The organism is Brevibacterium sp. JSBI002, from assembly GCF_026013965.1.
Classification (GTDB): Bacteria; Actinomycetota; Actinomycetes; order Actinomycetales; family Brevibacteriaceae; genus Brevibacterium.
Genome location: NZ_CP110341.1, coordinates 3,113,794 through 3,134,990, shown reverse-complemented (window position 1 = coordinate 3,134,990; position 21,197 = coordinate 3,113,794). Strand labels below are relative to the sequence as shown.

Here is a 21,197-nt window from a genome sequence, read left to right as displayed (position 1 = left end):
ATGAGCGATTTGAAATTCGATGGACTGCCCGGGGTGCGCTTCAGCGCTCTGGCCTTCGACGTCGACAGTGGGGAACGGGTGTTCGCCCACAATGAGAACGACGAACTCGACACGGCCAGCATGGGCAAGGTATTCCTCCTCCACACTGCCTTGCAGATGTCTAAGGACGGCACGCTTGACCTGGAAGAACGTCTGCACCGACGGCCTTCGGAGAGGGTCGACGAGTCGGGGATCTGGTACCTCATGGAGCAGGATGACCTGAGCATCTTCGACGTCGCTCTGCTCATCGGGGCGTTCAGCGACAACTTCGCCACGAACGTGCTCATCCGCAGGGTCGGGCTGGAGAATGTTGCGGATCAGGTGGAGAAGCTCGGGTACCGGAACTCGGGTCTGCACGACTTTCTGCGCTGGCCGCGCCCGGCCAAGGCACCGCGGACACTGTCGACGGGCACGGCCGCGGAGCTCAGTGATTTCATGGCCAGGCACGCCAAGGACGAGTTCTGGGACGAGTCGACGAACGAGGTCTTCCGGCGCTGGTTGGGAGCCGGCGCGGACACCTCGATGGTCGCCTCGGCGTTCGATCTGGACCCGCTCGCCCACTACAACTACCAGCGGGACGTGTGGGTGTGGAACAAGACCGGCACGAACGGGACGATCCGGGCCGATGCCGGGATCGTGATGACGCCTACGCGTCGCGTCGCCTATGCGGTGTTCGCGAACTGGGAACCGGGCACCGACCGCGTCGTCGACGTCATGCCGGTGATGCGCGAAGCCGGCAACGCGATCCACCGGTTCCTCTGACGTTGCTTGATTCCCAAGACCCCTCGGCGCGGAGAGTCGTGGGGTAGTCTGGTGGGCGATGTCCGATACGATCTACCTCACAGGCGAAGCGAAGGCTCCGTCGAACAACCCGATCACCAACCAGTTCGGTCTGTTCTACGTGGCGTTCGAGATCCAGCCGGACACCCACCGAATCCTCGATGTGGACTGCACGGCGACGTTGGCTCTGACCCGGAACTTCATTCGGAGCCTGTTCGTCGATGCCGACATCACGGACCCCGGTCGACTGATAGAGCGCATCCAGCGCCGCTACCACGGATCCTCGCAGAAGGCGCTGATCACAGCAGTGAACAACGCCGCGAAGAAGTACCGCGAGGTCACCGCTTAGGCAGCGCCTTCGACCACCCCGATTGCCCGGGCCCTCACCGGACCGGATCCGATCGACAACTGCACATTGCTCCACCCCGGAGGCATCCTCGGTGCCGCCCGTGGCTCTGCCACTGGCCCAACCGGTGCTGCTGCCATCCGCGCCGTGCGGCGCAGCCAGCTGCGGCACCGTCGGCTCTGCCTCTGCCGGGATGGACGTATTCAATGAGGAAGTGTCGTCAGTGATCACGGACGGTTTTCTATTCATCAGCCTGCTTCTGGCTATCTCCGCTGTACTCGTCGTCGCGGACCGGAGCGGGCGCTTCAAGCTCTTCAAATATGTGCCCGGCTTCGTCATCCTCTACATCGTGGCGGCGCTGCTCAACACCTTCGGCGTCTTCGACCACGACGGTGGAGACATCACCGCGGTCGGCGATACCCTGCGCGAGGTGATGCTGCCGGCGATGATCCTGCTCATGCTGTTCAAGTGCGATATCCGGCAGATCATCAAGCTCGGCCCGAAGCTGCTGCTCACCTTTGCGGTGACCGCGGCGAGCATCATTGTCGGCTTCATCATCAGCTACCTCATCCTGCACTCCAGCCTCGACCCGGAAGCGTGGAAGGCCCTCGGCGCTCTCAACGCCTCGTGGACGGGTGGTTCGGCGAACATGGTCGCGGTGCAGGAGGTCCTCCAGGCACCCGAAAACGTGTTCGGCTACGTCCTCATCGTCGACACAGTGCTCTACTCCTTCTGGCTGCTGCTCGTCTTCTCCTCCGTCACTGTCTCCGACAAGTTCGACAAGTGGACGAGGGCCGATATGTCGAAGCTCGACTTCACCGACAGAGTCTCGGCCGAGGAGGAGAAGCCGATGACGCTGTCGTCGATCTTCGGACTCATCGGATTCGCACTTTTGGCCTCGGCCCTGGCGATCCGCCTCGGCGAACTGCTGCCCGAGGTCGGAGCGGTCATCGACGGCACCGCGTGGACGATCCTCATCGTCAGCGTCCTCGGCCTGGCTATCGGATCGACTCGGTTCGGCAAGACCGCCGGATCCAATGAGCTCGCGACGATCCTGCTCTACCTCATCATCGGCATCATCGCCTCGGGCTCGGACTTCACCTCCCTGGCCGAAGCGCCGCTCTACCTGGTGGCCGGCATCATCGTCCTTCTCGTCCACATCGCCATCATGTTCATCTACGCGAAGCTCACCCGCACCGAGCTCTTCAGCATCGCCGTGGCCAGCACCGCGAACATCGGCGGAATCGCCTCGGCGCCGGTCGTCGCGGGAGCCTTCAACCGGCAGCTCGTCCCCGTCGGTGTGCTGTTCGCGCTGATGGGAACGTTCCTCGGCACGTTCCTCGGCCTGTGGTCGGCCCAGATCCTGTCCGGGCTGGCATGATGAACGAACCGACCCCACCTCGCCGAGGCGGCCGACCACCCCACCGCGGGAGTACCGTTCCGCATCCGTCCACCCCTGCACCGAACCAATCCGCCCGACCGGAAGGACCCGACCATGACCGCCCCCAACACCGAATCGACAGCAGCCACAGCAGCCACAGCAGCCACAGCATCCGCACCCGCGGTCGACGTCTTCGACGGACACAACGACCTTGCCTGGTACCTGCGCGAGGAACGCGACTACAGCGTGGAGGGGCTCAACGATCCGGCCGTGTCGCCGTTCACCACAATGGATCAGCTGGCGGCCGGCCATGTGGCCGCACAGTACTGGTCCGTCTACGTCCATTCCTCGATCACCGGCGCGGACGCGATCAAGGCCACGTGGGAGCAGATCGACGCGGTCCAGCGTTTCGTCACCGCCTACCCTGAACGACTCGCCTTCGCCCGCACCGCCGCCGATGTCCGTGCCGCCCGCACCGCCGGCAAGGTCGCCTCCCTCATGGGAGTCGAGGGCGGTCAGCAGATCGACGAGTCCCTGGCCGTGCTGCGGTCCTTCGCCCGCGCCGGGGCCCGCTATATGACTCTCACCTGGTCGACGACCCATTCGTGGGCAGACTCAGCCACCGACGAACCGGTCCACGGAGGCCTGAGCGACTTCGGCCGTGAGGTCGTGGCGGAGATGAACCGGATCGGCATGATCCTCGACCTCTCCCACGTCGCGCCCACCGTCATGCACCAGTCGCTGGACCAGAGCACCCTGCCGGTCCTCTTCACCCACTCCTGCGCGTACGGTCTCAACCCGCACCCGCGCAACATCCCGGACGACGTCTTGGACCGCGTGCCCGACAACGGGGGAGTGGCGATGATGACGTTCGTGCCCTCATTCGTCTCGAACGCCCGCCGCGAATGGGTCGACGCCGGAGAACAGGGAACCGCCCCCGAGGTGACAGTGGCCCAGGTCGCCGACCACTGCGATTACGTCCGCGAACGGATCGGCATCGATTACATCGGCCTCGGCGGCGACATCTGCGGAGTCGATGAGCTGCCGACCGGACTCGGCGACGCCGGCCAGTATCCGAACCTGTTCGCCGAGCTCGCCTCGCGCGGCTGGTCGCAGACCGACCTGCGCAAGATCGGCTTCGCCAATGCGATGCGCGTCCTCGACGGACACGAGGACGCGTACACGGCGTTCCTCGGCGCCGCAGATGCCGCACCGTCCGCGGCCACAGGAACGGCTGCCTCGGCGGGGGGCGGCGGCGCCGCAGGCAACGCCGGTTCCGCAGCCAACGGCATGGCCGCCTCGGCGGGGGCGGAATCATGACTCGGCTGCTCGTCATCGTCAACGACATCGAATCTCAGCCGGGGCTGCTGACACGGTGGATGATCAGCGAGAACGTCGAATTCGATCTGCGCATCGGCGGGGTTTCACCCCTGCCGGTGCCCTCGGAACTCGAGGCCTATGACGGGCTCATCTTGCTCGGCGGCGGATACATGCCCGACGAGACGGATCGTGCCCCGTGGTTGGCCGATGAGGCCGAACTCGTCCGCCATGCCATGGCCACGGATCTGCCGCAGTTCGGGATCTGCCTCGGCGGGCAACTCATCGCCCACGTCATCGGGGGCGATGTGAGGGCTCGGACCGGAGCACCGGAGAAGGGATACACGCGGATCGACACCACCGCCGAGGCGGCCGCGGACCCGGTGTTCTCAGCGATCCGGCCGCGGACCTCGTTCGTCGAAAGCCATGTCGACCGCATCGTCGCCCTCCCCGAGGAAGCGACGCTGCTGGCTACGAGCGAGGCCTGCGAATTCCAGGCGTTCCGAGTCGGCCGGGCATGGGGCACGCAGTTCCATCCGGAGTCGACGCGGGCGAACATCGAGCGCTGGGATGCGGAGAAACTGCAGACTTTGGGGTTCGATAAAGATACCCTGTTGGAAGAAGCGATGGAGCTCGGGCCCGAGAGCGAACGTGATTCGAAGGCCCTGTTCTCGGCGTTTCTCACTGTGGTTCGGAACTGAAGCTTGTGTGTCAGGCTCGTGACTGAGGCATACTAGGCGAGGCTCTGACCACAGTCAGGGTTGCCAGGTATGCGGCACAGCCGCCGCATTGGACACGGAGGAATCGTGAGCGACAAAGAACCCACGACGACATTCGACCCCGGTCACGGACACCAGCCCGAGACTCTGAGGCGGGTCATGGGGCCGAAGCTGCTGCTTCTGTTCATCGTCGGTGACATCCTCGGAACCGGCGTCTATGCTCTGACCGGCAAGGTGGCCGGGCAGGTCGGCGGTGCCGGTTGGGCGCCGGTGATCCTCGCTTTCCTCATCGCGCTGATCACCGCATTCTCCTATATGGAACTCGTGACGAAGTATCCGCAGGCCGCGGGTGCCGCGCTGTATACGCACAAGGCGTTCGGGATCCACTTCGTGACGTTCCTCGTCGCCTTCGCCGTCCTCAGCTCCGGAATCACCTCGGCATCGACGGCGTCGAATGTCTTCGCTGCCAACCTTGTGGCCGGCTTCGGTTGGGACGTCTCCGGCACAGGGGTGATGTGGATTGCGCTGGCGTTCCTCACTCTCATTGCGCTCATCAACCTCCGCGGAGTCGGCGAGAGCGTATGGTTCAACGTCGTCCTCACCCTCATCGAGCTGAGCGGTCTGCTGCTGGTCATCGTCGTCGGCTTCTTCGCACTCGGTTCGGGTGACGCCGACTTCTCGCGTGTGATGATCTTCGAGACCGAAGGCGATAAGAGCGTCTTCCTCGCTGTCACCGGTGCCACTGCGCTCGCCTTCTTCTCCATGGTCGGCTTCGAGGATTCGGTCAACATGGTCGAGGAGACGAAGGACCCGCGGGTCTTCCCGAAGATCATGCTCTCCGGCCTGACGATCACCGGCATCATCTATGTGCTGGTCTCCCTCGTCACCGTCGCGGCCGTGCCGATCGGCGTGCTCACCGAGAGCGAGACGCCGCTGCTCGAAGTCGTCCGCGAGGGTGCTCCGGGCCTTCCGATCGATACGATATTCCCGTTCATGACGATGTTCGCCGTGGCGAACTCGGCCTTGATCAACATGCTCATGGCCAGCCGTCTGCTCTACGGAATGGCCAAGCAGAACGTGCTCCCGCCCGTGTTCGCGAAGGTCTTGGCCGGCCGTCGCTCGCCGTGGGTGTCGATCATCTTCACGACGCTGATCGCCTTCGCGCTCATCTTCTTCGTCTCGACGGTTCTGCCCGAATCCGTCACGGCCTCCCTCGGCGGCACCACTTCGCTGCTGCTCCTGGCGGTGTTCGCCGTCGTCAACGTCGCCGTGCTCATCCTGCGCAAGGACAAGTCCGGCAACGCCGATCACTTCAAGGCACCGACGATTCTGCCGTGGATCGGCGTCATCACCTGCGTGTTCCTCGTCGGTCCGTGGGCCCGCCTCGATGAGCTCATCCAGTATCAGATCGCAGCGGCGCTCGTCGGCATCGGTGTCGTCCTGTGGGCCGTGACCTGGTTCTGGAACCGTTCGACGAAGGGCACGAGCACCCGATTCCGCAATCCCGAAGAGCTGTCGTGAGCTCATCCCCTCGCCGAGGCGGTGCGGCCGGGGCCGCCCGCGGACTCATGTCTGCATCGCTCGATATGCTGGGACGGTGGGTTCCCGGCCTGCGCGCTCGGTTTTGTACAGCTCAATCCAACGAAGGTGAAAAATGACAGTACTCGTCGGTTACGTCAACAATCCCGCCGGACACGCTGCTCTCGATGCCGGCATCGCGCAGGCGAAGAAGGACGGCAAGGAGCTTGTCGTCGTCAATGCGTCACGGTCGGCGCAGCGCAGCGACTCCTACCGCCTCGGCGAGGGGGAGCTCAAATCCGTCAACAACTACCTGACCAGGGCGGACGTCGAGTTTCGCGTGCTGACCTTGGGCAGCGAATACGACCCTGCCGAACAGATCCTCGACACCGCCAACGAGGTGGGAGCCGAACTGATCGTACTCGGAACCCGGAAGCGCACCCCGGTCGGAAAATTCCTGCTCGGGTCGACGATTCAGAAGGTCATCCTCGACGCCGAAGCCCCGGTGCTGTGCGTCAAAGCCGCGCACTGAGGGCTTGACCGCGGCGACGTGACGGCCCGCGGCGGGGCAAGTTGTGCATGCGTGATATCTGCGTGGCCGGCGGAGGCAGGCCGCGCCGCAACAGCGCGACAACTGCGGCGGTGGCCCGCGTAAAGGGCCGCCCCGCAAATTCGTGACGCCTGCGCTTCCCTGGTCGCGGGTACGAGTGGACGCACCCGCACCCCCGGCTCGCTTCGCCGCGGGGCGCCCGCGATTGCATTGCTGCGGGCGCGTCCGCAGCGCGCACGCAACGAGGCTTGCTGGGCTGTCATGCACCCGCCTCACGCACGCCTCAGCCGAGCCGCTCCATGATGAGATCGGCGTTGACATGAGCGCCGGCCATCACCCCGCTGGCTGTGCTGGCCACGACCATCGCTGAGACGTCTGCGCTGTTGCCGACCGCCCAGACGCCGGGCACATCGGTCTGTCCGGCCATCTGCGTCGGAATATAGGTGCCCATCCCGCTCGGGTGAGCGACGACCTCGCCTCCGAGCTGGGCGAACAGGTCGGCATTCGCTCGACCATATGCACCGACGGTGAGCGCATCGAAGGTAAGAGATTCCGCTCCGTCCGCGGATTCGGCGGCCGCCAGTGAAACGACGGTGTCGGACTCGGTGCGGGCCACCTCGGTGACGGTGGAATCGATGAACCCGATGCCGAGCGTATCGAGCATTGCCGTCTGTTCGGGATCAGGGGCGGGAGCGTTGTGCCGGACGAAGGTGACGCGGTCGCTGAGCTGGGAGAACAGCATCGCCTGGTGGTATGACATGGCCGTTGTGCCGACGACTCCGATGCGCTGTCCGCGCACCTCGAAGCCGTGGCAGTAGGGGCAGTGCAGGACGGTGTCGCCCCAGCCTTCCGCGAGACCCGGGATGTCCGGAAGTTCGTCGCTCAAACCGGTGGCGATGATGATGCGTCGGACCCTGACAATGACCCCCGCCGAGGTGGTCAGTTCGAACCGATGCCGCGGAGCCGCCTCGGCGGGGTTGGGTTCCGAATCGATCGTGCGTGCTTTCTGCACGGTCGCGTCGATGAAGGTGACGCCGTACTCCTCGGCCTCGGCGCGGCCTTTCGCCACGAGATCCTGGGGCCGGATGCCTTCGTGGCCGAGGACGTTATGCGCGTGCGCGCTCGAGGCATTGCGCAGCTGGCCGGCGTCGATGACGACGACGGATCGGAGCGAACGGGCCAAGGCGATCGATGCGGCGAGGCCGCCTGCCCCACCGCCGATGACGGCGACATCGAAGGAGTCCTGCGCGGATTCGGCCGACGAATCGGGCGCAGTTGGCTGGGAGTTTACGGGTGAAGATTGGGTGGTCATGATTCTCCTGTGTGCTGATGGATGGTCGGCGTCTATTCGAGTGTGTTCCTAGCCCGTGTAAAAGTGCAAACGTGTTTGCAGAAATAGCAAATTGTGTCATGCTGAGGGCATGGAAGAGCCAAGAGAGTCAGGGGAGCGTGCCGCTCATGCGACGGGTCGGATGTCGGAGATCCTCTCCGATGGGTCCGCTCCGGTCGAGGCGCAGGAGGCCATCCGGCAGTCCTTGGCGGGTGTCGGCGCTCGCCTGCGAGGGCTGCGGCAGGAGCAGGGGCGCACACTCGACGAGGTGGCTGAGCTTGCCGGAATGTCGACGAGCACACTGTCGCGCTTGGAATCCGGGAAGCGCAAGCCGAGTTTGGAGCTGCTGTTGCCGCTGGCTGGGGTCTATGGGCTCCCGCTCGATGAGCTTGTGGGGACTCCGCCGATCGGGGATCCGCGCATTCATATCTCACCGCGGAAGTTCCATGATCAGACGATCCTGCCGCTCAGCCGCGGAGCGATCGGAGTGCAGGCCTTCAAGCACATCGTCGATGGTCGGCAGACACCGAAGCTCGGTGCGCTGAAGACTCACCCGGGATTCGAATGGGTCTATGTGATCCGTGGTCGACTCACCCTCATCCTCGGCGATCGGACGATGGTCCTCAGTGCTGGAGAGGCTGCGGAGTTCGATACGCGCACTCCGCACTGGTTCGGGGGAGCCGATGACGGCGGGGTCGAGTATCTCAGCCTGTTCGGGCCCGAAGGGCAGCGCGTTCATATGAAGAGTTGAGTGGAGCTGCGGGCCGGCGCGGGCGCTTGTGGCTGCGACGGGGCGTCGGTTGTGCGCGCTTGACTGTGGCGGGAAGTGAGTTCTGCAAGCGTGACTGTGGCGGGGTGCTGCCTGCGTGGCTGTGGCGGGGTCCTGGTCCTGCCTGGTCGCGTCAGTGGCGAGAAGTAGTCTTGGCCCACTTCGTCGACACCGTAGGTGAGAGCCCCTTCTTCTGGTCGCCGCCAGCGATCATTGTCAAACATCGCACTCCGAGTGAGATCTCCCATTGACCAGTGCAAATAGTACAAAATAGTAAGACAGGGAAATTATCTCAAAAAAATCGTACAGAACTATCGACTCTGTTCTATTCCTGGATTAGAATGGAGCCAAGCCGAAGACATCAACGATGATGAACGGATACGAAGAAGATGGCTCTCATCCCCGACCGAAGGTACGACGAGCACGATGATTGCGAAGCGGGAAACGCTTCGCCGGCACCACCCCTTCAAGGTTCACCGCCCAGTGACCTCTCTCCAGCTGCGGCCGGCTCTTCTGCCCGGTCTGTCGACAGTGACTCCTCCAGGTCGACTTACCGGGAGCTGCTCGCTGAGGCCGGATTCGATCTGACCGGTCATCCTCTCGCCGACAGATTCGACGGGATCGCCGACAATCTGGCCGACGGCGAGGCGGTCGCCGACCAAGCTGGTGACGGCCAGGATGACGCCGTCGAGGACGGCAGCGATGCAGTCGTCGACGGAGTCGTAGCTGCGGAAGGCAGCAGTCAAGCAGCTGCTGTCGAGGCTGACGCAGCGGCGCCTGCTCTTCCGGGTGGCGATATCCACGCCGGGCATGGGCCGTGGTCGAGCAGGACGACGATGCCGGAGACCGAGGCTGAGGTCCAGGCCTGCATCAAAGAGATCGAAGCACGCCAAAGTGCGTGGATGAAGGCAAAGCGCGAAGAACGTGAGGCACAGCGAGCTGCGGAGCGTGAGGAGTTCCTGAAGAAGAACCCGCAGGCCCGTGCAGAGGACGAAGCGCTCGCGCGTGAAAGAGCGGAGTGGAACGCCCACGTTGAGCGGTACGAGGCGAAGAAGCGCGCGCAAGAAGAAGCTGAACGTATCGCTGAGGCGGAACGCGCGGAGCGACACAAGGCACTCGCCGGACGCTATGACTCCGAAGCTGACGCGCATCCCCTGCTCGACGAGTTTCGCTGGTCAGACTTGAAGCACGCAGCCCCAGAAGTCACAGAAAGCATCTGCGCTCTGCAGGGCCTGCTCGACGGGCTCCACGACTTCACTCGCCCATGGGGCCCGATGACGCGGTGACTCTTCTCGATGGTCTTGAGACCTTGAACCGTCTGACAGAGTCCCTGTCGGTCGTGACCCTCTCCGTGTTCGAACGTGTCGGCACGCCCCGCGACTACGGGGCGAAGACGACGAAGGCGCTGGTCCAACATCGGCTCAACCTGTCTGCACAAGAGGCCTATCGCCGCACTCAGCTCGCTGAGTGCCTGGGAAAGCGGACCAGCATGAGCGGGGAATCGATCGAGGCGCAGTTTCCGATTCTCGCAGCTGCCCTTCGTGAAGGAGTGCTCTCGGCAAACCAGGCGTCGACGATCTCCAAATGCTTGAAGAGCCTGCCTGTGAACGTATCGGAGGACGACAAGATCAAGGCTGAAAGTCTGCTTGTCGAAAAGGCTCAGGCGGTTCGCGTCTGCGATATCCATGCACTCTTCGAAGAGATCCTGGGCTGGATCGATCCCGACGGCCAAGAACCGAAAGAAGCGGCAGACCGGGACAGCTTCGCTGTCAACCTGCGCCAGGCGAAGGACGGAACGTGGACTCTCAAAGGTCGCCTCGACGAGGAGACCGGTGAGATCCTCAACGGCCTGCTGACTTCGCGCATCAAAACCGATTCTCAGTCGGACGAGGACAACTGCGCGAACGCGGCAGGAATCGATGCCGCTCCCGCGGATGGCGAACGCCCGATCGACGGAGCGAGCGCCACCGACGATACCCGATCTGCCGACGACGCCCGCTCCGCAGCCGAAGGCGGCGGTGACAGTGTGAGCGACCTCGATCAGGAAGTCGTCGACGCCTATACGGAGGTTCTGCGCGGCGACCGCGCGGACTGTCTCGACCCCTCGCTCGACTTCACCCCGCCGCAGGTCGGCGCGAATGGTGAGATCCCGCAGGGAGCCGGGGTGAGGCAGGACGGCTCACTGGTGGCGATGGCCGCTGAGCAGCCGAGTGTCCGGCGTCGCATCTACGAGCGTTTCTCCAGCGTCATCGGCAGCATCGAAATGAACCGCATCAAGGCCGGAGCGGCCTACGCACTGGTCGTCACAGCCAAGGCAGAAGACCTGGCGAACCGGACCGGCAAGGCCGTCACGGAAGTCGAAACGCCGTTCCCGATCGATTCCGCTGCTCTGGAAGGACTGAACGGATCGGTCTTCTTCCACCTCATGGGCGAGAAAGCGAAATCGTTGGCACTCGCGACAGAACGACGGTTGGCCACAGAGAAGCAGCTGGCAATTCTCGCCAGCCGTGACCAGGGATGCACTTTCCCCGGATGCGACACTCCTCCCGGCTGGTGCGAAGCGCACCATATCGTCCCATGGGCGCAGAACGGCAAGACCGACGTCAACAATCTCACTTTGGCCTGTTCAGCGCATCACCACCTGCTTGATTACACCGATTGGGACTGCAGAATGCTCATCGACGGTCGGCCCGCGTGGGTGCCACCGGCGACCATCGACCCAGCACAAGAACCGGTGCTCCACGCACGGTTCATCGCGCGGGAAATCGGAGAGACTCTCTTCGGCTGACGGGCACTTGGGTTCGGTTGGCAAGCACTTTGGTTCAGCTGGCAAAACCCCGGCAATGTGACTGTTTTTCGCGGGACACGTGGCCGAGACCGATGGTGCGGTTCATCGGCGGCGTGGTCCGCGGGGAACGGAATGTTCTTCTCACATGCACTGTTGCCTTGTTATGAAGTTTTCGATCCTAGACCTCGTTCCCGTTCGTACAGGACAGACGACAGCAGACTCCTTCGCCGCCTCTAAGCAGATCATCGACACGGCTGACAAGCTCGGATTCACCCGCTATTGGGTCGCCGAGCACCACAACATGCCCTCGATCGCATCGACGATGCCTGGACCCGAACTCATGCACCTCGGCCAGGGAACACAGCAGATCCGCCTCGGTTCCGGTGGAGTCATGCTTCCCAATCATGCTCCGCTGGCGGTCGCAGAGCTGTTCGCTCTGCTCTCCGCTGTCTACGGCGACCGCATCGATCTGGGAATCGGTCGCGCACCGGGGACGGACCCGATCACTTCGGCGGCAATGCGCGGCCACCTCGGTGAAGGACGGATGGTCGACCGTGAAGGGCGGGCAATCGATCCCGTCGAGCAGTTCCCCCAGCACGTGATCGACACTCTCAGCCTCATGCGGCCCGAGGGGATGCGAGTTCCGCTTCACGGTGGACGCGAACATGTGCTCAAGGCGACTCCCGCGGCAGCTCCGGAAACGCAGCCGCTGCCGTGGCTGCTCGGTTCATCCGGTTACTCGGCCAGGCTGGCAGCTGAACTCGGCATGCCCTATGTCTTCGCCAACCACTTCGCGTCGGGTGCCACCACCGGAATGAAGATCTACCGCGACAATTTCACGCCTGGCGCCTATGGTGACAAACCGCAGACCTTTGTCACGGCCAACGTCGTCGCAGCACCCACCGAGGAGGAAGCGCGGCTACGCGCGGAGCCCTTCATGCTGCAGATGGCCAGAATGCGCACCGGCGGACCGATGGAGAAGCTGCACCTGGCCGGCGACGACGTGCGCTCGGTGATGACCGACCAAGAGCGTATGGTCGGCGAAGAGCTCTCCGGCAACTGGATCATCGGCGACACGAAATCCGTGTCCGCGCAGCTCGAGGAACTCTCCGAGCGCTTCGCCGTCGACGAGATCATGATCCAGCCGATTGCGGGTGCCATGGAAGGCGAAGACGTACGCGAAGACCCGGGACGGATCCAGACGATCAACCTGCTTGCCGCGGAATTCCTCGGCTCCACCGGGGCTTCCGGCGTCGCTGGTGCAGGCACCGATATGTGACACCTGGCTGAGGTCTGTTTCCGATTCCGGTCAGGGCAGATATCGGCCATCGGCGCCGGGCCGAAGTCTCAGCTCAGCATCGATTCGGGCAAGTGGACTTCAATCCACGACCAGTCCGCGTTATCCTGTCACAGTGTCATGAAAGCTGACAGTCGTGTGACAGCCAGTAGAATCGACACCGTGCAGAACCTCGTCTACTTCGAGGCCGCTCCTTGCGGAGAGGTCGAAACGGAAGCGAATACTGTACGCCGAATGCGCTCGCGCACCTTCGGAGACTTCCCCCACGCGGGCCCCGGCCTGCAGACCGAAAGAGAAATAATGCGTACCAAAATTGCTGTTTCGGCAGCACTTGGGGTCGGACTGGTTTTCGGCGCCGGTGCTCCCGCACTGTCGAGCAATCTGTCGTCGACCGACGCCGCAAAAACGTCCGGCATCTCCGCTGATGTCGTGCCCGGCCAAGAACTCGAACGAATCACCGACGGCAAGATCGAAAAGGGCGAGACCGCCTACGTCGATGTCACGGTCGCGACACTGTGGACCGACCCGAAGGCCCCTCGCAAGGTCGACAAGCCCGCGCTCCAGCACCCCGTCGACCTCAAGAAGTGGAACAAGAACCTCGAATCCACCGATGTGCGCCGGGGCCTGACTGGAAAAGCCGAGACACAGGCAACCTACGGTTCGGAAGTCTCCGTCCTCGAAACCAAGGGCAGCTGGGCCAAGGTCGCCGTGACCGACCAGAAGACCCCGAAGAACAAGAAGGGCTACCCGGGCTGGCTGCCCAAGAAGCAGCTGGTCGAAAACGACCGTTTCGGAAAGCTCGCCGAAGAACAGCCCCGCGCAATGGTCACGAAGCCCAAGAGCGAACTCGAAGGCATCGAATTCACCAAGGACACCGGTGCCGACGTCAGCTTCAACGTTGACCTGCCGCTCATCGCACAGGACGTCGACGATGTCCGCGTCGCCCTCCCCGGAGGCGGAGCCGCCTGGATCGACATCGATGACGTGGATGTCTATGATGTCGGCGACAAACCCGAGAAGCCCAGCGGCAAAGACCTCGTGAAGACCGCGAAGCAGTTCGAGGGTCTGCGCTACCTGTGGGCCGGAGTCTCCGCCTACGGATTCGACTGCTCCGGATTCACCTACTCCATCTACAAAGCCCACGGCATCGAACTGCCTCGCGACTCGGGAGAACAGGCGAAGGCCGGCAAGGCAGTCTCCTCGTCGAACCTCAAGCCCGGAGACCTGCTGTTCTTCTCGACCAGCTCGGGAACGGTCCACCACGTCGGAATGTACGTCGGCGACGGCAAGATGATCCACTCGCCGAACGCGTCGAAAGATGTCTACGTCACCGACTGGAAGAAGTGGGACACCGGAAACGAATTCTCCGGAGCCCGCCGCATCCTCTGACCTGGATCGAGTCAGATGGTTCCGATTCCAACCAGGATCTGACCAAGTCTGTCGAATGACCAGCCGAAACACTGATGGCCGGTGCCCCAATAGGGGACCGGCCATCAGTGATTTCAGTAGGGCCTAGCTGGGAACATCGCCAAGGTCGCTGAGCACGGCTCTAGCCGGGGAGCCTCGCCAAGTTTGCTGAGCATGGCGATTGTCGAGAGGCCTAGCCAGGGGAGGGTCTCGCCAGGTCAGTGGCGCCCGCCGAAGCGGCTATCGAGCAGAGTCGACCGGAATGACCAGCGACCCGATTTCATCGAAACTCACCAACCGAGGCGACCGTCGTATGGTTTCCCCGAGACAACCGCCGGTCAGTGCCGCGAGCTCTGAGTGGATTTCAGGAAGATGGCACGGGCCAGATCATCCCGACGTTCAATGACCAGCCGGCGCAGAGCCGCAGGTGCATCGTCGTTGGCGGCCAACCATGCGTCGGTCTTCTCGACCACAGCCTCCTCGTCGACGGACCATCGGGGATAGAGGCCGAGCACCAGGCGGCGGGCGATCTCAATCGAATTGTCCGTCCAGAACCCGAGCAGACCATCGAAGTACTCATCGACATACTCTTCGATGAGCGGCATCGCACTCGGCGCGATGAACCCGGCGATGATCGCCGACAGAACATCGTTGCTCAGCGCTCCAGCCTCGCGGATCGCCTCCCAGGCACGGATCTTGACGATCGGCAGAGGCAGTGCGGCACTGGCCGTCTCGGCGTGAAGTCGACCCGAAGAGCTGGGATCCGAATGATTCTCCCGCGCGATATCCGTCTGATCCGCCCATCCGAGGCAGACGAGCGCCGTAAGCGCATTCCACCGCAGCGCATGATCATTGATGAGACCCCGGAACGGCAGCGTCGCAGTCGAATGCTCGGCGCCTCGACCCGTGCGGGCACCACCGGAAGCTTCGGCCGACTGACTCACCGAACCAGCCTGCCCAACCGAACCAGCCTGCCCAGCCGAATCGGCATGCCCGGGAGCTCCGGCATACATCCGGTCGATCTCCTCGCCGACCGGTACCGCCAGGATCTGGCTGGCGAACCCACGACCCATAGCCACCGCGGAGCTGCCGGCGGCACAGCGAGCCGTCCGCGACGTCAGCGCCAACACGAGGTTGGCCAGATGCAGCTGCGCATCCGAACCCGCCTTCGCCGCCGCCAACGCATCCAACGCGGCTCCCAGAAGCCCCATGATCGCGGCATCGAAATTCCGATCCGCCACCCACTGATCGATGCAGGTCAGAGCGGTCTGACTGAGCCCCGCCATGATCCCCGCATGACTCTCCTTGCCCAGGCTGCGGGCATAGGCAGTGAGGTACTTCTGCACCGGCATGAGCCCGTCGCGCACCGCATTGTCCAACGCCGACCACACCAGTGCCCGTGACAGCGGATCCGTGATCCGCGACGCCGAGGTGACCGCCGCCTCCGTCGACTCCGGATCGAGGCGCACCCGCGCATAGTCCAGGTCGTTGTAATTGAGCAGAGTGATCACGCCGGCGCTGCGACCGATCAGCTGCTCGACGTCGGCCGACTCGGTCGAGAACTCGAAACGGAAGGAATCGAGGGGAACGATCGCCCGCCCCGACCGCCCGAGCGTGGCGATTTCGATCGTGTGCGGCCGCAGCAGGGCCGTGCCCTCGGCCGAATCGGACTGAGTGATCGTGGCACCCGTGACCTTTTCCGAACCGGACCGTCGCCGAGGCGCCTCTGCCCTGCCGTTCGACCCGGATCCTGCCTCGTGAGCGGCTCCGGCAGTCCCGTCGAAACCGTCGTCGACCGCATCCGGGCTGCGCAGCCTCGCGCCCGAGCTCGAAGCCACGAGCCTCCCGCGTCCCGCGCTCTGCCCTGCGACGTCGGAACTGGCCGAAGTTCCTTCGGTGCCGATTCCGGCCCCACCCTGCGAGAACGCGGCCGACCCGACCGCGGATCCGGCCGAACCATCCGGGGACCCAGACGAACCGTCTGCCGTCGTGAGCTGCAGGGACAGCTCCGAGACTCCTGACGTCCCCAGCCACGCGGCCGCCCAGTTCGCGATGTCCCGGTCGGGAGCCGCCTCGGCGAGGCATTCGAGGAAATCGGCGAGCTCGGTATTGCCGTACTCGAACCGTCTGAAGTACAGCCGCGAACCGGCGAAGAACGCCTCCCGGCCGACGAACGCGACAAGCTGCTTGAGCACGGATGCGCCCTTGGCATAGGTGATGCCGTCGAAGTTGAGCTTCGCAGCCTCGACATCGGGGATGTCGGCGACGATCGGGTGCGTCGTCGGATACAGATCCTGCGTGTACGCCCACGCCTTGCGGCGCAGCGCGAAAGTGACCCACCCATCGGTGAACCGCGTCGCCTCGGCCAGCGCGAGCCCGCCCATGAAATCGGCGAAGGACTCCTTGAGCCACAGGTCATCCCACCACTTCATCGTGACGAGATCGCCGAACCACATGTGCGCCATCTCGTGCAGGATGACATTGGCGCGTGACTCGTAGTTCGCGTCCGTGACTTTGTCCCGGAAGATCAGATTGTCCGTGAACGTCACCAGGCCGGGGTTCTCCATCGCGCCGAGGTTGTACTCGGGAACGAAGATCTGATCGTACTTGCCCCACGGGTAGGGGTAGTCGAATTCGGAGGTGAAGAAGTCGAGGCCCGCCTTCGTGACACCGAAGATATCCTCCGCGTCGAGGTGGTCGACGAGGCTCGCGCGTGTCCACGCGCCCAGCTGCACGGTCTGCCCGGTGCGCGGATCCGTCCACGAATCCGTCGCCCCCTCGTAGGGGCCCGCGGTGATGCAGGTGATGTAGCTCGACTGCTTGAGCGTCGGTTCGAAGTGATGGGTGACCGCGGCAGACGACTCGTATCCGTTCGCAGGCTCGAATCCCGCCGAGGCGTATCCGTTCGCCGAGGCGGCCCCCGCCGAACCATCGGCCGGTTCCGTCCGCGCCTCGGCCCGGTTCGACAGGACGTGGAAATGTGCGGGAGCGGTGACCGTGAAGATGAACTCGGCCTTGAGATCGGGCTGGTCGAAATTCGCGAAGACGCGACGGGCATCGGTGGGTTCGTACTGCGTATAGAGATAGGTCTTGCCGTCGGCCGGATCCGTGAACCGGTGCAGGCCCTCGCCCGAGGTGGAATAGCGGGCCTGCGCCTCGATCGTCAGGGAATTGCGGCCGGCGCGGACGGGGAACGTGACTCGGGCCCCGTCGAAGACCTCGGCGGGGGAGAGGCTCTCACCATTGATCAGAACGGAGGTCACGGAATCGGCGATGAGGTCGATGAATGTCGAATCGACGAAGCGAGCGGAGAAGTCGACGACAGTGCGAGACAGGTACGTGTCGGCTTCGGTTTCGGCGTTGCTGACGTCGATATGGACTGAGTAGGAATCGACCTCGAGCAGCTGTGTTCGACTCTGCGCTTCGCTTCGGGTGAGATTCGTTGTCATTCAATAGCCTCCTCGGCGGACAAACTTTAGCATGCCACACTTCCGGTATCCTGAGTACAGCACCAGCGAACGGCAGAGGGGACTGATGGCGGACAAACGGGTCAGCGAACTGCCTCGGCAGGGGTTCAACGTCGTCGCCCACCGCCTGCGCTTAGGACTCAAGCGGGTGTGGGTGAACTCCGGACAGCTGATCCAGATCCCCATCGCCGCGACCGCCGCCTACGCTTTCTGCGTCTACGTGCTCGGCCACCCGTATCCGTTCCTCGCCGCGGTCGCCTCCGCCGTCGGCATCGGCCCTGTCGTCGACCGTCGGCTGCGCCGGGCTCTCGAGATCGGCATCGGAGCGACGTTCGGGGTGCTCGTGGGCGAGATACTCGTCAATTTATACGGCTCCGGCACCTGGCAGCTCGCCCTGACCCTGATCATCGGCCTGACGATCGGCACGATACTGAACTCCGGCGGCATCTTCATCACCCAGATCGCCGTCCAATCCGTCTACGTCGTCGTTGTCCCTGCCACCGCCACCACCATGCCGTTCCCGCGCACCCTCGACGCTCTCACCGGATCCGTCTGCGCGATTCTGCTGGCCCTGCTCATCCCGCGCGACGCTCGCAAGGTCCCGCGGCGCCTGGCCGCAGACATGCTCGAGGAGGTCGACGCCGTCCTCAGGATGATGAAACGAGCCCTGCGCGAAGCCGATGTGACGGTGGCTGGCCGAGCCCTCGAGCGCGCTCGCGAAACCCAGGACATCATCGACTCCTGGGGCTCATCCCTACGGATCTCCCGCGAAGCCGCGAAGATCAACGCACGTGCCCGCCGGCATGCGGCCGAAGTCACCCGCCTGTCCCGTGCCCACACCTTCTCCGACCGCGCGATGCGGACCATGCGTGTCATCGCCCGCCGCGTCGTCGGCATCACCGAGCTCGGCGTCGCCAAACCCGTCATCGCCGATTACGTCGGATCCTTGGCCGACGGTGCGAAGAAGCTCGAGATCGCTCTGCGCCGCGGCACCGACCGTTCCCTCGCCGAGGCGGCCCTGTCCGAAGCGGCGGGAACCTTGGACCCGCGGGCGAAACCCGATTGGGACATCCACGACGAATCGATGGTCCTGCTCCTGCGGACAGTCGCCGTCGACCTGCTGCAGGCCGCGGGACTCACCCGTGAGGAAGCTCAGTCCCGGCTTCCACCGCTGGCCGTGAACGCCGATGAGGACGACGGGCCGGCCGTCGAATAGCAGTCGAAGCTTCGCGCGTGCTGCGGAGAGAACGCCGGCTGCGGTGTGCGTCGAACGGGGCGTCCCCGAGGCGGTCAGCTGCTTTCGACGACGAAGACGGCGTTCGTGCCCGGTTCCAGAGCCGTGAAGCGATGAGGCTGATCGCCCGGATGGGTGAGATAGTCGCCGACACCCAAGTCGTAGGACTTCCCGAGCACCTCGATGCGTGCGGCCCCGCGGCCGAGGATGACATGTTCGATCGTGCCCTGCGGGTGCGGCTGAGACTCCCTGGGCTCGCCCGGTTCGGCCTGGATGAAGTAGACATCGCGTCGGGCATTCGTCGGAGACGGTGAGAGCAGGGTAGCCACATAGTTCGCGGTGGTCGACGGCAGGCTCGGCATATCGCCGACGTGCTGGAAGGCGACCTCGTGCGGGGGCGGGTCGAGCAGGCGGGCAAGTGGGATGTCGAGCGCAGCGGCCAGAGCCCACATCGTCTCCAGGCTCGGATTTCCGCTTCCGGTCTCAAGCCCGGACATCGTCGACTTGCCGATGCCGGCTCGCCTGGCGACCTCGGAGAGGGAGAGCCCGGCGCGCAGTCGTTCTCTTTTCAGTGCCGCCGCGATCTGCTGACTCGGCGAGAGCGCTGAGTCGGGAGCGGCGGCGGCTGCCTGATCGGGGGCGGGGTCGTTGGCAGTGCCGGCGGTGTGCTCGATGACCGCCTCGGCGGGCGAATCGGGGTCAGAGCCGCCCCGAGCGTCATTCAGCGAATCGTCGTTGCTTCGAGAAGTCATGGGTTCACTATAGCGGTCAGGCCGTTCGGTTTGACGAACGATTGCCGAGGGTGCACTGTATAGAACATGGGTTCATTATTTCGCACGGCTGATCGGGTGCTCCCCGGCTCGACCTATCGTGCGGTCGCCATCGTCACCATCACGATCATCGCAGTCGCGCTGTCGTACGGGGCGATCTCCGCGGTCTCCGGATTCGCCTGGTGGCAGACTCTGCTGCTGGCGATGTTCGCCCTCGGCGGCGCCGCCGAATTCACCTTCGTCGGCGTCATCGCCGCGGGCGGTGCCCCGATCCTCGCGGTGCTCGCGGGTCTCCTCGTCAACTCCCGGAACTTCGCCTTCGGAGTCGCGGTCGGCCCTTTCTTCCCACAGGACTGGCGAGCTCTCATCGCATCCCACTGGATCAACGACGAATCCACTGCGATCTCGCGCCTTGGGCACAACGACCGGGCGAAATGGCATGCTTTCCTGCTCATGGGCGCCGCAATCGCCATCATGTGGCCCAGCGGTGCCATGGTCGGACAGTGGCTGGGCAATGTCATCAACGCGGACCTGCTCGGACTCGACGCGGCCTTCCCGATCATCCTCTTCTGCCTCATCCGCGGGGACCTGAAGAACCGGGTCACACTCTCGCTGACCGTCATCGGCATCCTCATCGCCGTGGGCCTGACCCCGCTGCTGCCCCTCGGGCTGGGTGCCGTGACCTCGCTGTCCGTCTTCGTCTTCGTCGCCGCCGGCTGGGGTGTGCGCTGGTTCATCCGTCGCCGCCGAGCCGGCGACAACAGCGCAGACCCGCACGATGCCGCCCACTCGCAGCACTCAACTCGAGAGGAGAGCCGCCGATGAGCGCCGTCAGCTTCCTCATCGCCCTTGCCGGGCTGAGCCTAGGAACCTATCTCATGCGCTTCGCCGGTGTGAAGGTGGGAGCGGCCATCGCCACGAAGGGACGCCGGCGGACCCCGGCGACCGCCTCGGTGGGGGCTGACTCCTCTGTGGGGGCTGACGCCTCCGCAGGTGTGGGCGGACGGGGCGCAGCCGCCCCTGCAGGGGTCGACGGACAGGGCGCAGCCGCCTCGGCGGGAGCAGGTGATTCGGCCGACTCGACCGCGCGTGTGACGATGTGGATGGACCGGGCCACGGTCGTGCTCATCGGCGCCGTCTTCGCCACCACCGCGGTCTTCGACGGCACTGACATCGCCGATCCGGCCCGCCTCATCGGCGTCGGTGCCGGCGTTCTCGCCTCGATTCTGCGCGTGCCGATGCTGCTCGCCGTCGTCATCGGCATGGGCGTGTGCGCGCTCATCCGCACCACCGGGATCCTCTGAGCAGGGGCGGCACGCACTGACCGCAGTCCCGAGGCAGCGAACCGCCACCGCAAACATTGGCCGCCGCCTATCGGCTACGGCCTCGGGACGGCACGCACCCACTGTGAAAGCCGTGGGATGCGGGTGGGCAATTGCCGAGGATCTCCCGCCCGGAACTGCCCCGAAGGCCCGAGATTGCTAG

General features: G+C 64.4%; 19 protein-coding genes. 15 read left to right on the top strand and 4 right to left on the bottom strand.

What is annotated here, in order from left to right; genetic code table 11:
* From LJ362_RS14265 to LJ362_RS14235, 7 genes are all read left to right on the top strand, one after another.
* Window positions 1–801 carry a serine hydrolase gene (locus LJ362_RS14265; RefSeq protein ID WP_264799694.1) on the top strand — a complete coding sequence of 267 codons (801 nt, stop codon included), beginning with the start codon at window positions 1–3 and terminating at the stop codon, window positions 799–801.
* A gap of 58 nt (window positions 802–859) precedes the next feature.
* Complete coding sequence (locus LJ362_RS14260) at window positions 860–1,168, top strand: DUF3870 domain-containing protein (protein ID WP_139468103.1); 309 nt, start codon at window positions 860–862, stop codon at window positions 1,166–1,168.
* Window positions 1,169–1,388: 220 nt separating this feature from the next.
* Window positions 1,389–2,546, top strand: coding sequence for a DUF819 domain-containing protein (locus LJ362_RS14255; RefSeq protein ID WP_264801857.1), 1,158 nt, complete (start codon window positions 1,389–1,391; stop codon window positions 2,544–2,546).
* Window positions 2,547–2,660: 114 nt separating this feature from the next.
* Window positions 2,661–3,866, top strand: coding sequence for a dipeptidase (locus LJ362_RS14250; RefSeq protein ID WP_264799693.1), 1,206 nt, complete (start codon window positions 2,661–2,663; stop codon window positions 3,864–3,866).
* Complete coding sequence (locus tag LJ362_RS14245; RefSeq protein ID WP_264799692.1) at window positions 3,863–4,564, top strand: type 1 glutamine amidotransferase; 702 nt, start codon at window positions 3,863–3,865, stop codon at window positions 4,562–4,564. Before LJ362_RS14250 ends, LJ362_RS14245 begins: the two co-directional genes overlap by 4 nt.
* A 105-nt stretch (window positions 4,565–4,669) precedes the next feature.
* Window positions 4,670–6,103 (top strand): APC family permease, encoded by a 1,434-nt coding sequence (locus LJ362_RS14240; RefSeq protein WP_264799691.1) that lies wholly within the window; start codon window positions 4,670–4,672, stop codon window positions 6,101–6,103.
* 133 nt (window positions 6,104–6,236) lie between these two features.
* Entirely contained in the window at window positions 6,237–6,632 is a 396-nt protein-coding gene (locus tag LJ362_RS14235) for a universal stress protein (protein ID WP_101543775.1), read from the top strand.
* A 301-nt stretch (window positions 6,633–6,933) separates the two neighbouring features.
* Here the strand turns inward: LJ362_RS14235 and LJ362_RS14230 are convergent, their stop codons facing one another.
* Entirely contained in the window at window positions 6,934–7,962 is a 1,029-nt protein-coding gene (locus LJ362_RS14230; RefSeq protein ID WP_264799690.1) for an NAD(P)/FAD-dependent oxidoreductase, read from the bottom strand.
* 109 nt (window positions 7,963–8,071) lie between these two features.
* On the opposite strand from LJ362_RS14230, the gene LJ362_RS14225 reads away from it, so the two are divergent.
* Window positions 8,072–8,731 carry a helix-turn-helix domain-containing protein gene (locus LJ362_RS14225; RefSeq protein ID WP_229663978.1) on the top strand — a complete coding sequence of 220 codons (660 nt, stop codon included), beginning with the start codon at window positions 8,072–8,074 and terminating at the stop codon, window positions 8,729–8,731.
* Window positions 8,732–9,222: 491 nt separating this feature from the next.
* On the opposite strand, the gene LJ362_RS14220 is transcribed toward LJ362_RS14225, so the two are convergent.
* Complete coding sequence (locus LJ362_RS14220; protein ID WP_264799689.1) at window positions 9,223–9,495, bottom strand: hypothetical protein; 273 nt, start codon at window positions 9,493–9,495, stop codon at window positions 9,223–9,225.
* A gap of 90 nt (window positions 9,496–9,585) precedes the next feature.
* On the opposite strand from LJ362_RS14220, the gene LJ362_RS14215 reads away from it, so the two are divergent.
* The 4 genes from LJ362_RS14215 to LJ362_RS14200 all read left to right on the top strand — a co-directional run bounded on the left by LJ362_RS14215 (window position 9,586) and on the right by LJ362_RS14200 (window position 14,223).
* Window positions 9,586–10,035, top strand: a complete 450-nt coding sequence (locus LJ362_RS14215) for a hypothetical protein (RefSeq protein ID WP_264799688.1) — start codon at window positions 9,586–9,588, stop codon at window positions 10,033–10,035.
* Between the two features lie 23 nt (window positions 10,036–10,058).
* The gene (locus tag LJ362_RS14210; RefSeq protein WP_264799687.1) at window positions 10,059–11,537 is read left to right on the top strand and encodes an HNH endonuclease signature motif containing protein; all 1,479 of its coding nucleotides are present in this window, start codon (window positions 10,059–10,061) and stop codon (window positions 11,535–11,537) included.
* 163 nt (window positions 11,538–11,700) lie between these two features.
* Window positions 11,701–12,816 carry an LLM class flavin-dependent oxidoreductase gene (locus LJ362_RS14205; RefSeq protein WP_264799686.1) on the top strand — a complete coding sequence of 372 codons (1,116 nt, stop codon included), beginning with the start codon at window positions 11,701–11,703 and terminating at the stop codon, window positions 12,814–12,816.
* 318 nt (window positions 12,817–13,134) lie between these two features.
* Window positions 13,135–14,223, top strand: coding sequence for a C40 family peptidase (locus tag LJ362_RS14200; protein WP_264799685.1), 1,089 nt, complete (start codon window positions 13,135–13,137; stop codon window positions 14,221–14,223).
* A 356-nt stretch (window positions 14,224–14,579) separates the two neighbouring features.
* On the opposite strand, the gene pepN is transcribed toward LJ362_RS14200, so the two are convergent.
* The gene (pepN, locus tag LJ362_RS14195; RefSeq protein WP_264799684.1) at window positions 14,580–17,690 is read right to left on the bottom strand and encodes an aminopeptidase N; all 3,111 of its coding nucleotides are present in this window, start codon (window positions 17,688–17,690) and stop codon (window positions 14,580–14,582) included.
* An 85-nt stretch (window positions 17,691–17,775) separates the two neighbouring features.
* On the opposite strand from pepN, the gene LJ362_RS14190 reads away from it, so the two are divergent.
* Window positions 17,776–18,924, top strand: coding sequence for an FUSC family protein (locus LJ362_RS14190; RefSeq protein WP_264799683.1), 1,149 nt, complete (start codon window positions 17,776–17,778; stop codon window positions 18,922–18,924).
* Window positions 18,925–18,998: 74 nt separating this feature from the next.
* On the opposite strand, the gene LJ362_RS14185 is transcribed toward LJ362_RS14190, so the two are convergent.
* Complete coding sequence (locus tag LJ362_RS14185; RefSeq protein WP_264799682.1) at window positions 18,999–19,694, bottom strand: helix-turn-helix domain-containing protein; 696 nt, start codon at window positions 19,692–19,694, stop codon at window positions 18,999–19,001.
* Window positions 19,695–19,760: 66 nt separating this feature from the next.
* Here LJ362_RS14185 and LJ362_RS14180 point away from each other — a divergent pair, with 66 nt between their 5' ends.
* Window positions 19,761–20,537 carry an AzlC family ABC transporter permease gene (locus tag LJ362_RS14180; protein ID WP_264799681.1) on the top strand — a complete coding sequence of 259 codons (777 nt, stop codon included), beginning with the start codon at window positions 19,761–19,763 and terminating at the stop codon, window positions 20,535–20,537.
* A complete protein-coding gene (locus tag LJ362_RS14175) occupies window positions 20,534–21,016 on the top strand; it encodes an AzlD domain-containing protein (RefSeq protein ID WP_264799680.1) in 483 nt (160 codons plus the stop codon). The genes LJ362_RS14180 and LJ362_RS14175 overlap by 4 nt, the downstream gene beginning before the upstream one ends.
* Window positions 21,017–21,197 lie beyond the last annotated feature (181 nt).

Excerpts from the sequence above, each read along its gene's own strand:
- LJ362_RS14265 (WP_264799694.1), top strand. The coding sequence starts at position 1 with ATGAGCGATTTGAAATTCGATGGACTGCCCGGGGTGCGCTTCAGCGCT.
- LJ362_RS14260 (WP_139468103.1), top strand. The coding sequence starts at position 860 with ATGTCCGATACGATCTACCTCACAGGCGAAGCGAAGGCTCCGTCGAAC.
- LJ362_RS14250 (WP_264799693.1), top strand. The coding sequence starts at position 2,661 with ATGACCGCCCCCAACACCGAATCGACAGCAGCCACAGCAGCCACAGCA.
- LJ362_RS14245 (WP_264799692.1), top strand. The coding sequence starts at position 3,863 with ATGACTCGGCTGCTCGTCATCGTCAACGACATCGAATCTCAGCCGGGG.
- LJ362_RS14235 (WP_101543775.1), top strand. The coding sequence starts at position 6,237 with ATGACAGTACTCGTCGGTTACGTCAACAATCCCGCCGGACACGCTGCT.
- LJ362_RS14230 (WP_264799690.1), bottom strand. The coding sequence starts at position 7,962 with ATGACCACCCAATCTTCACCCGTAAACTCCCAGCCAACTGCGCCCGAT.
- LJ362_RS14225 (WP_229663978.1), top strand. The coding sequence starts at position 8,072 with ATGGAAGAGCCAAGAGAGTCAGGGGAGCGTGCCGCTCATGCGACGGGT.
- LJ362_RS14215 (WP_264799688.1), top strand. The coding sequence starts at position 9,586 with ATGCCGGAGACCGAGGCTGAGGTCCAGGCCTGCATCAAAGAGATCGAA.
- LJ362_RS14205 (WP_264799686.1), top strand. The coding sequence starts at position 11,701 with ATGAAGTTTTCGATCCTAGACCTCGTTCCCGTTCGTACAGGACAGACG.
- LJ362_RS14200 (WP_264799685.1), top strand. The coding sequence starts at position 13,135 with ATGCGTACCAAAATTGCTGTTTCGGCAGCACTTGGGGTCGGACTGGTT.
- pepN (WP_264799684.1), bottom strand. The coding sequence starts at position 17,690 with ATGACAACGAATCTCACCCGAAGCGAAGCGCAGAGTCGAACACAGCTG.
- LJ362_RS14190 (WP_264799683.1), top strand. The coding sequence starts at position 17,776 with ATGGCGGACAAACGGGTCAGCGAACTGCCTCGGCAGGGGTTCAACGTC.
- LJ362_RS14185 (WP_264799682.1), bottom strand. The coding sequence starts at position 19,694 with ATGACTTCTCGAAGCAACGACGATTCGCTGAATGACGCTCGGGGCGGC.
- LJ362_RS14180 (WP_264799681.1), top strand. The coding sequence starts at position 19,761 with ATGGGTTCATTATTTCGCACGGCTGATCGGGTGCTCCCCGGCTCGACC.
- LJ362_RS14175 (WP_264799680.1), top strand. The coding sequence starts at position 20,534 with ATGAGCGCCGTCAGCTTCCTCATCGCCCTTGCCGGGCTGAGCCTAGGA.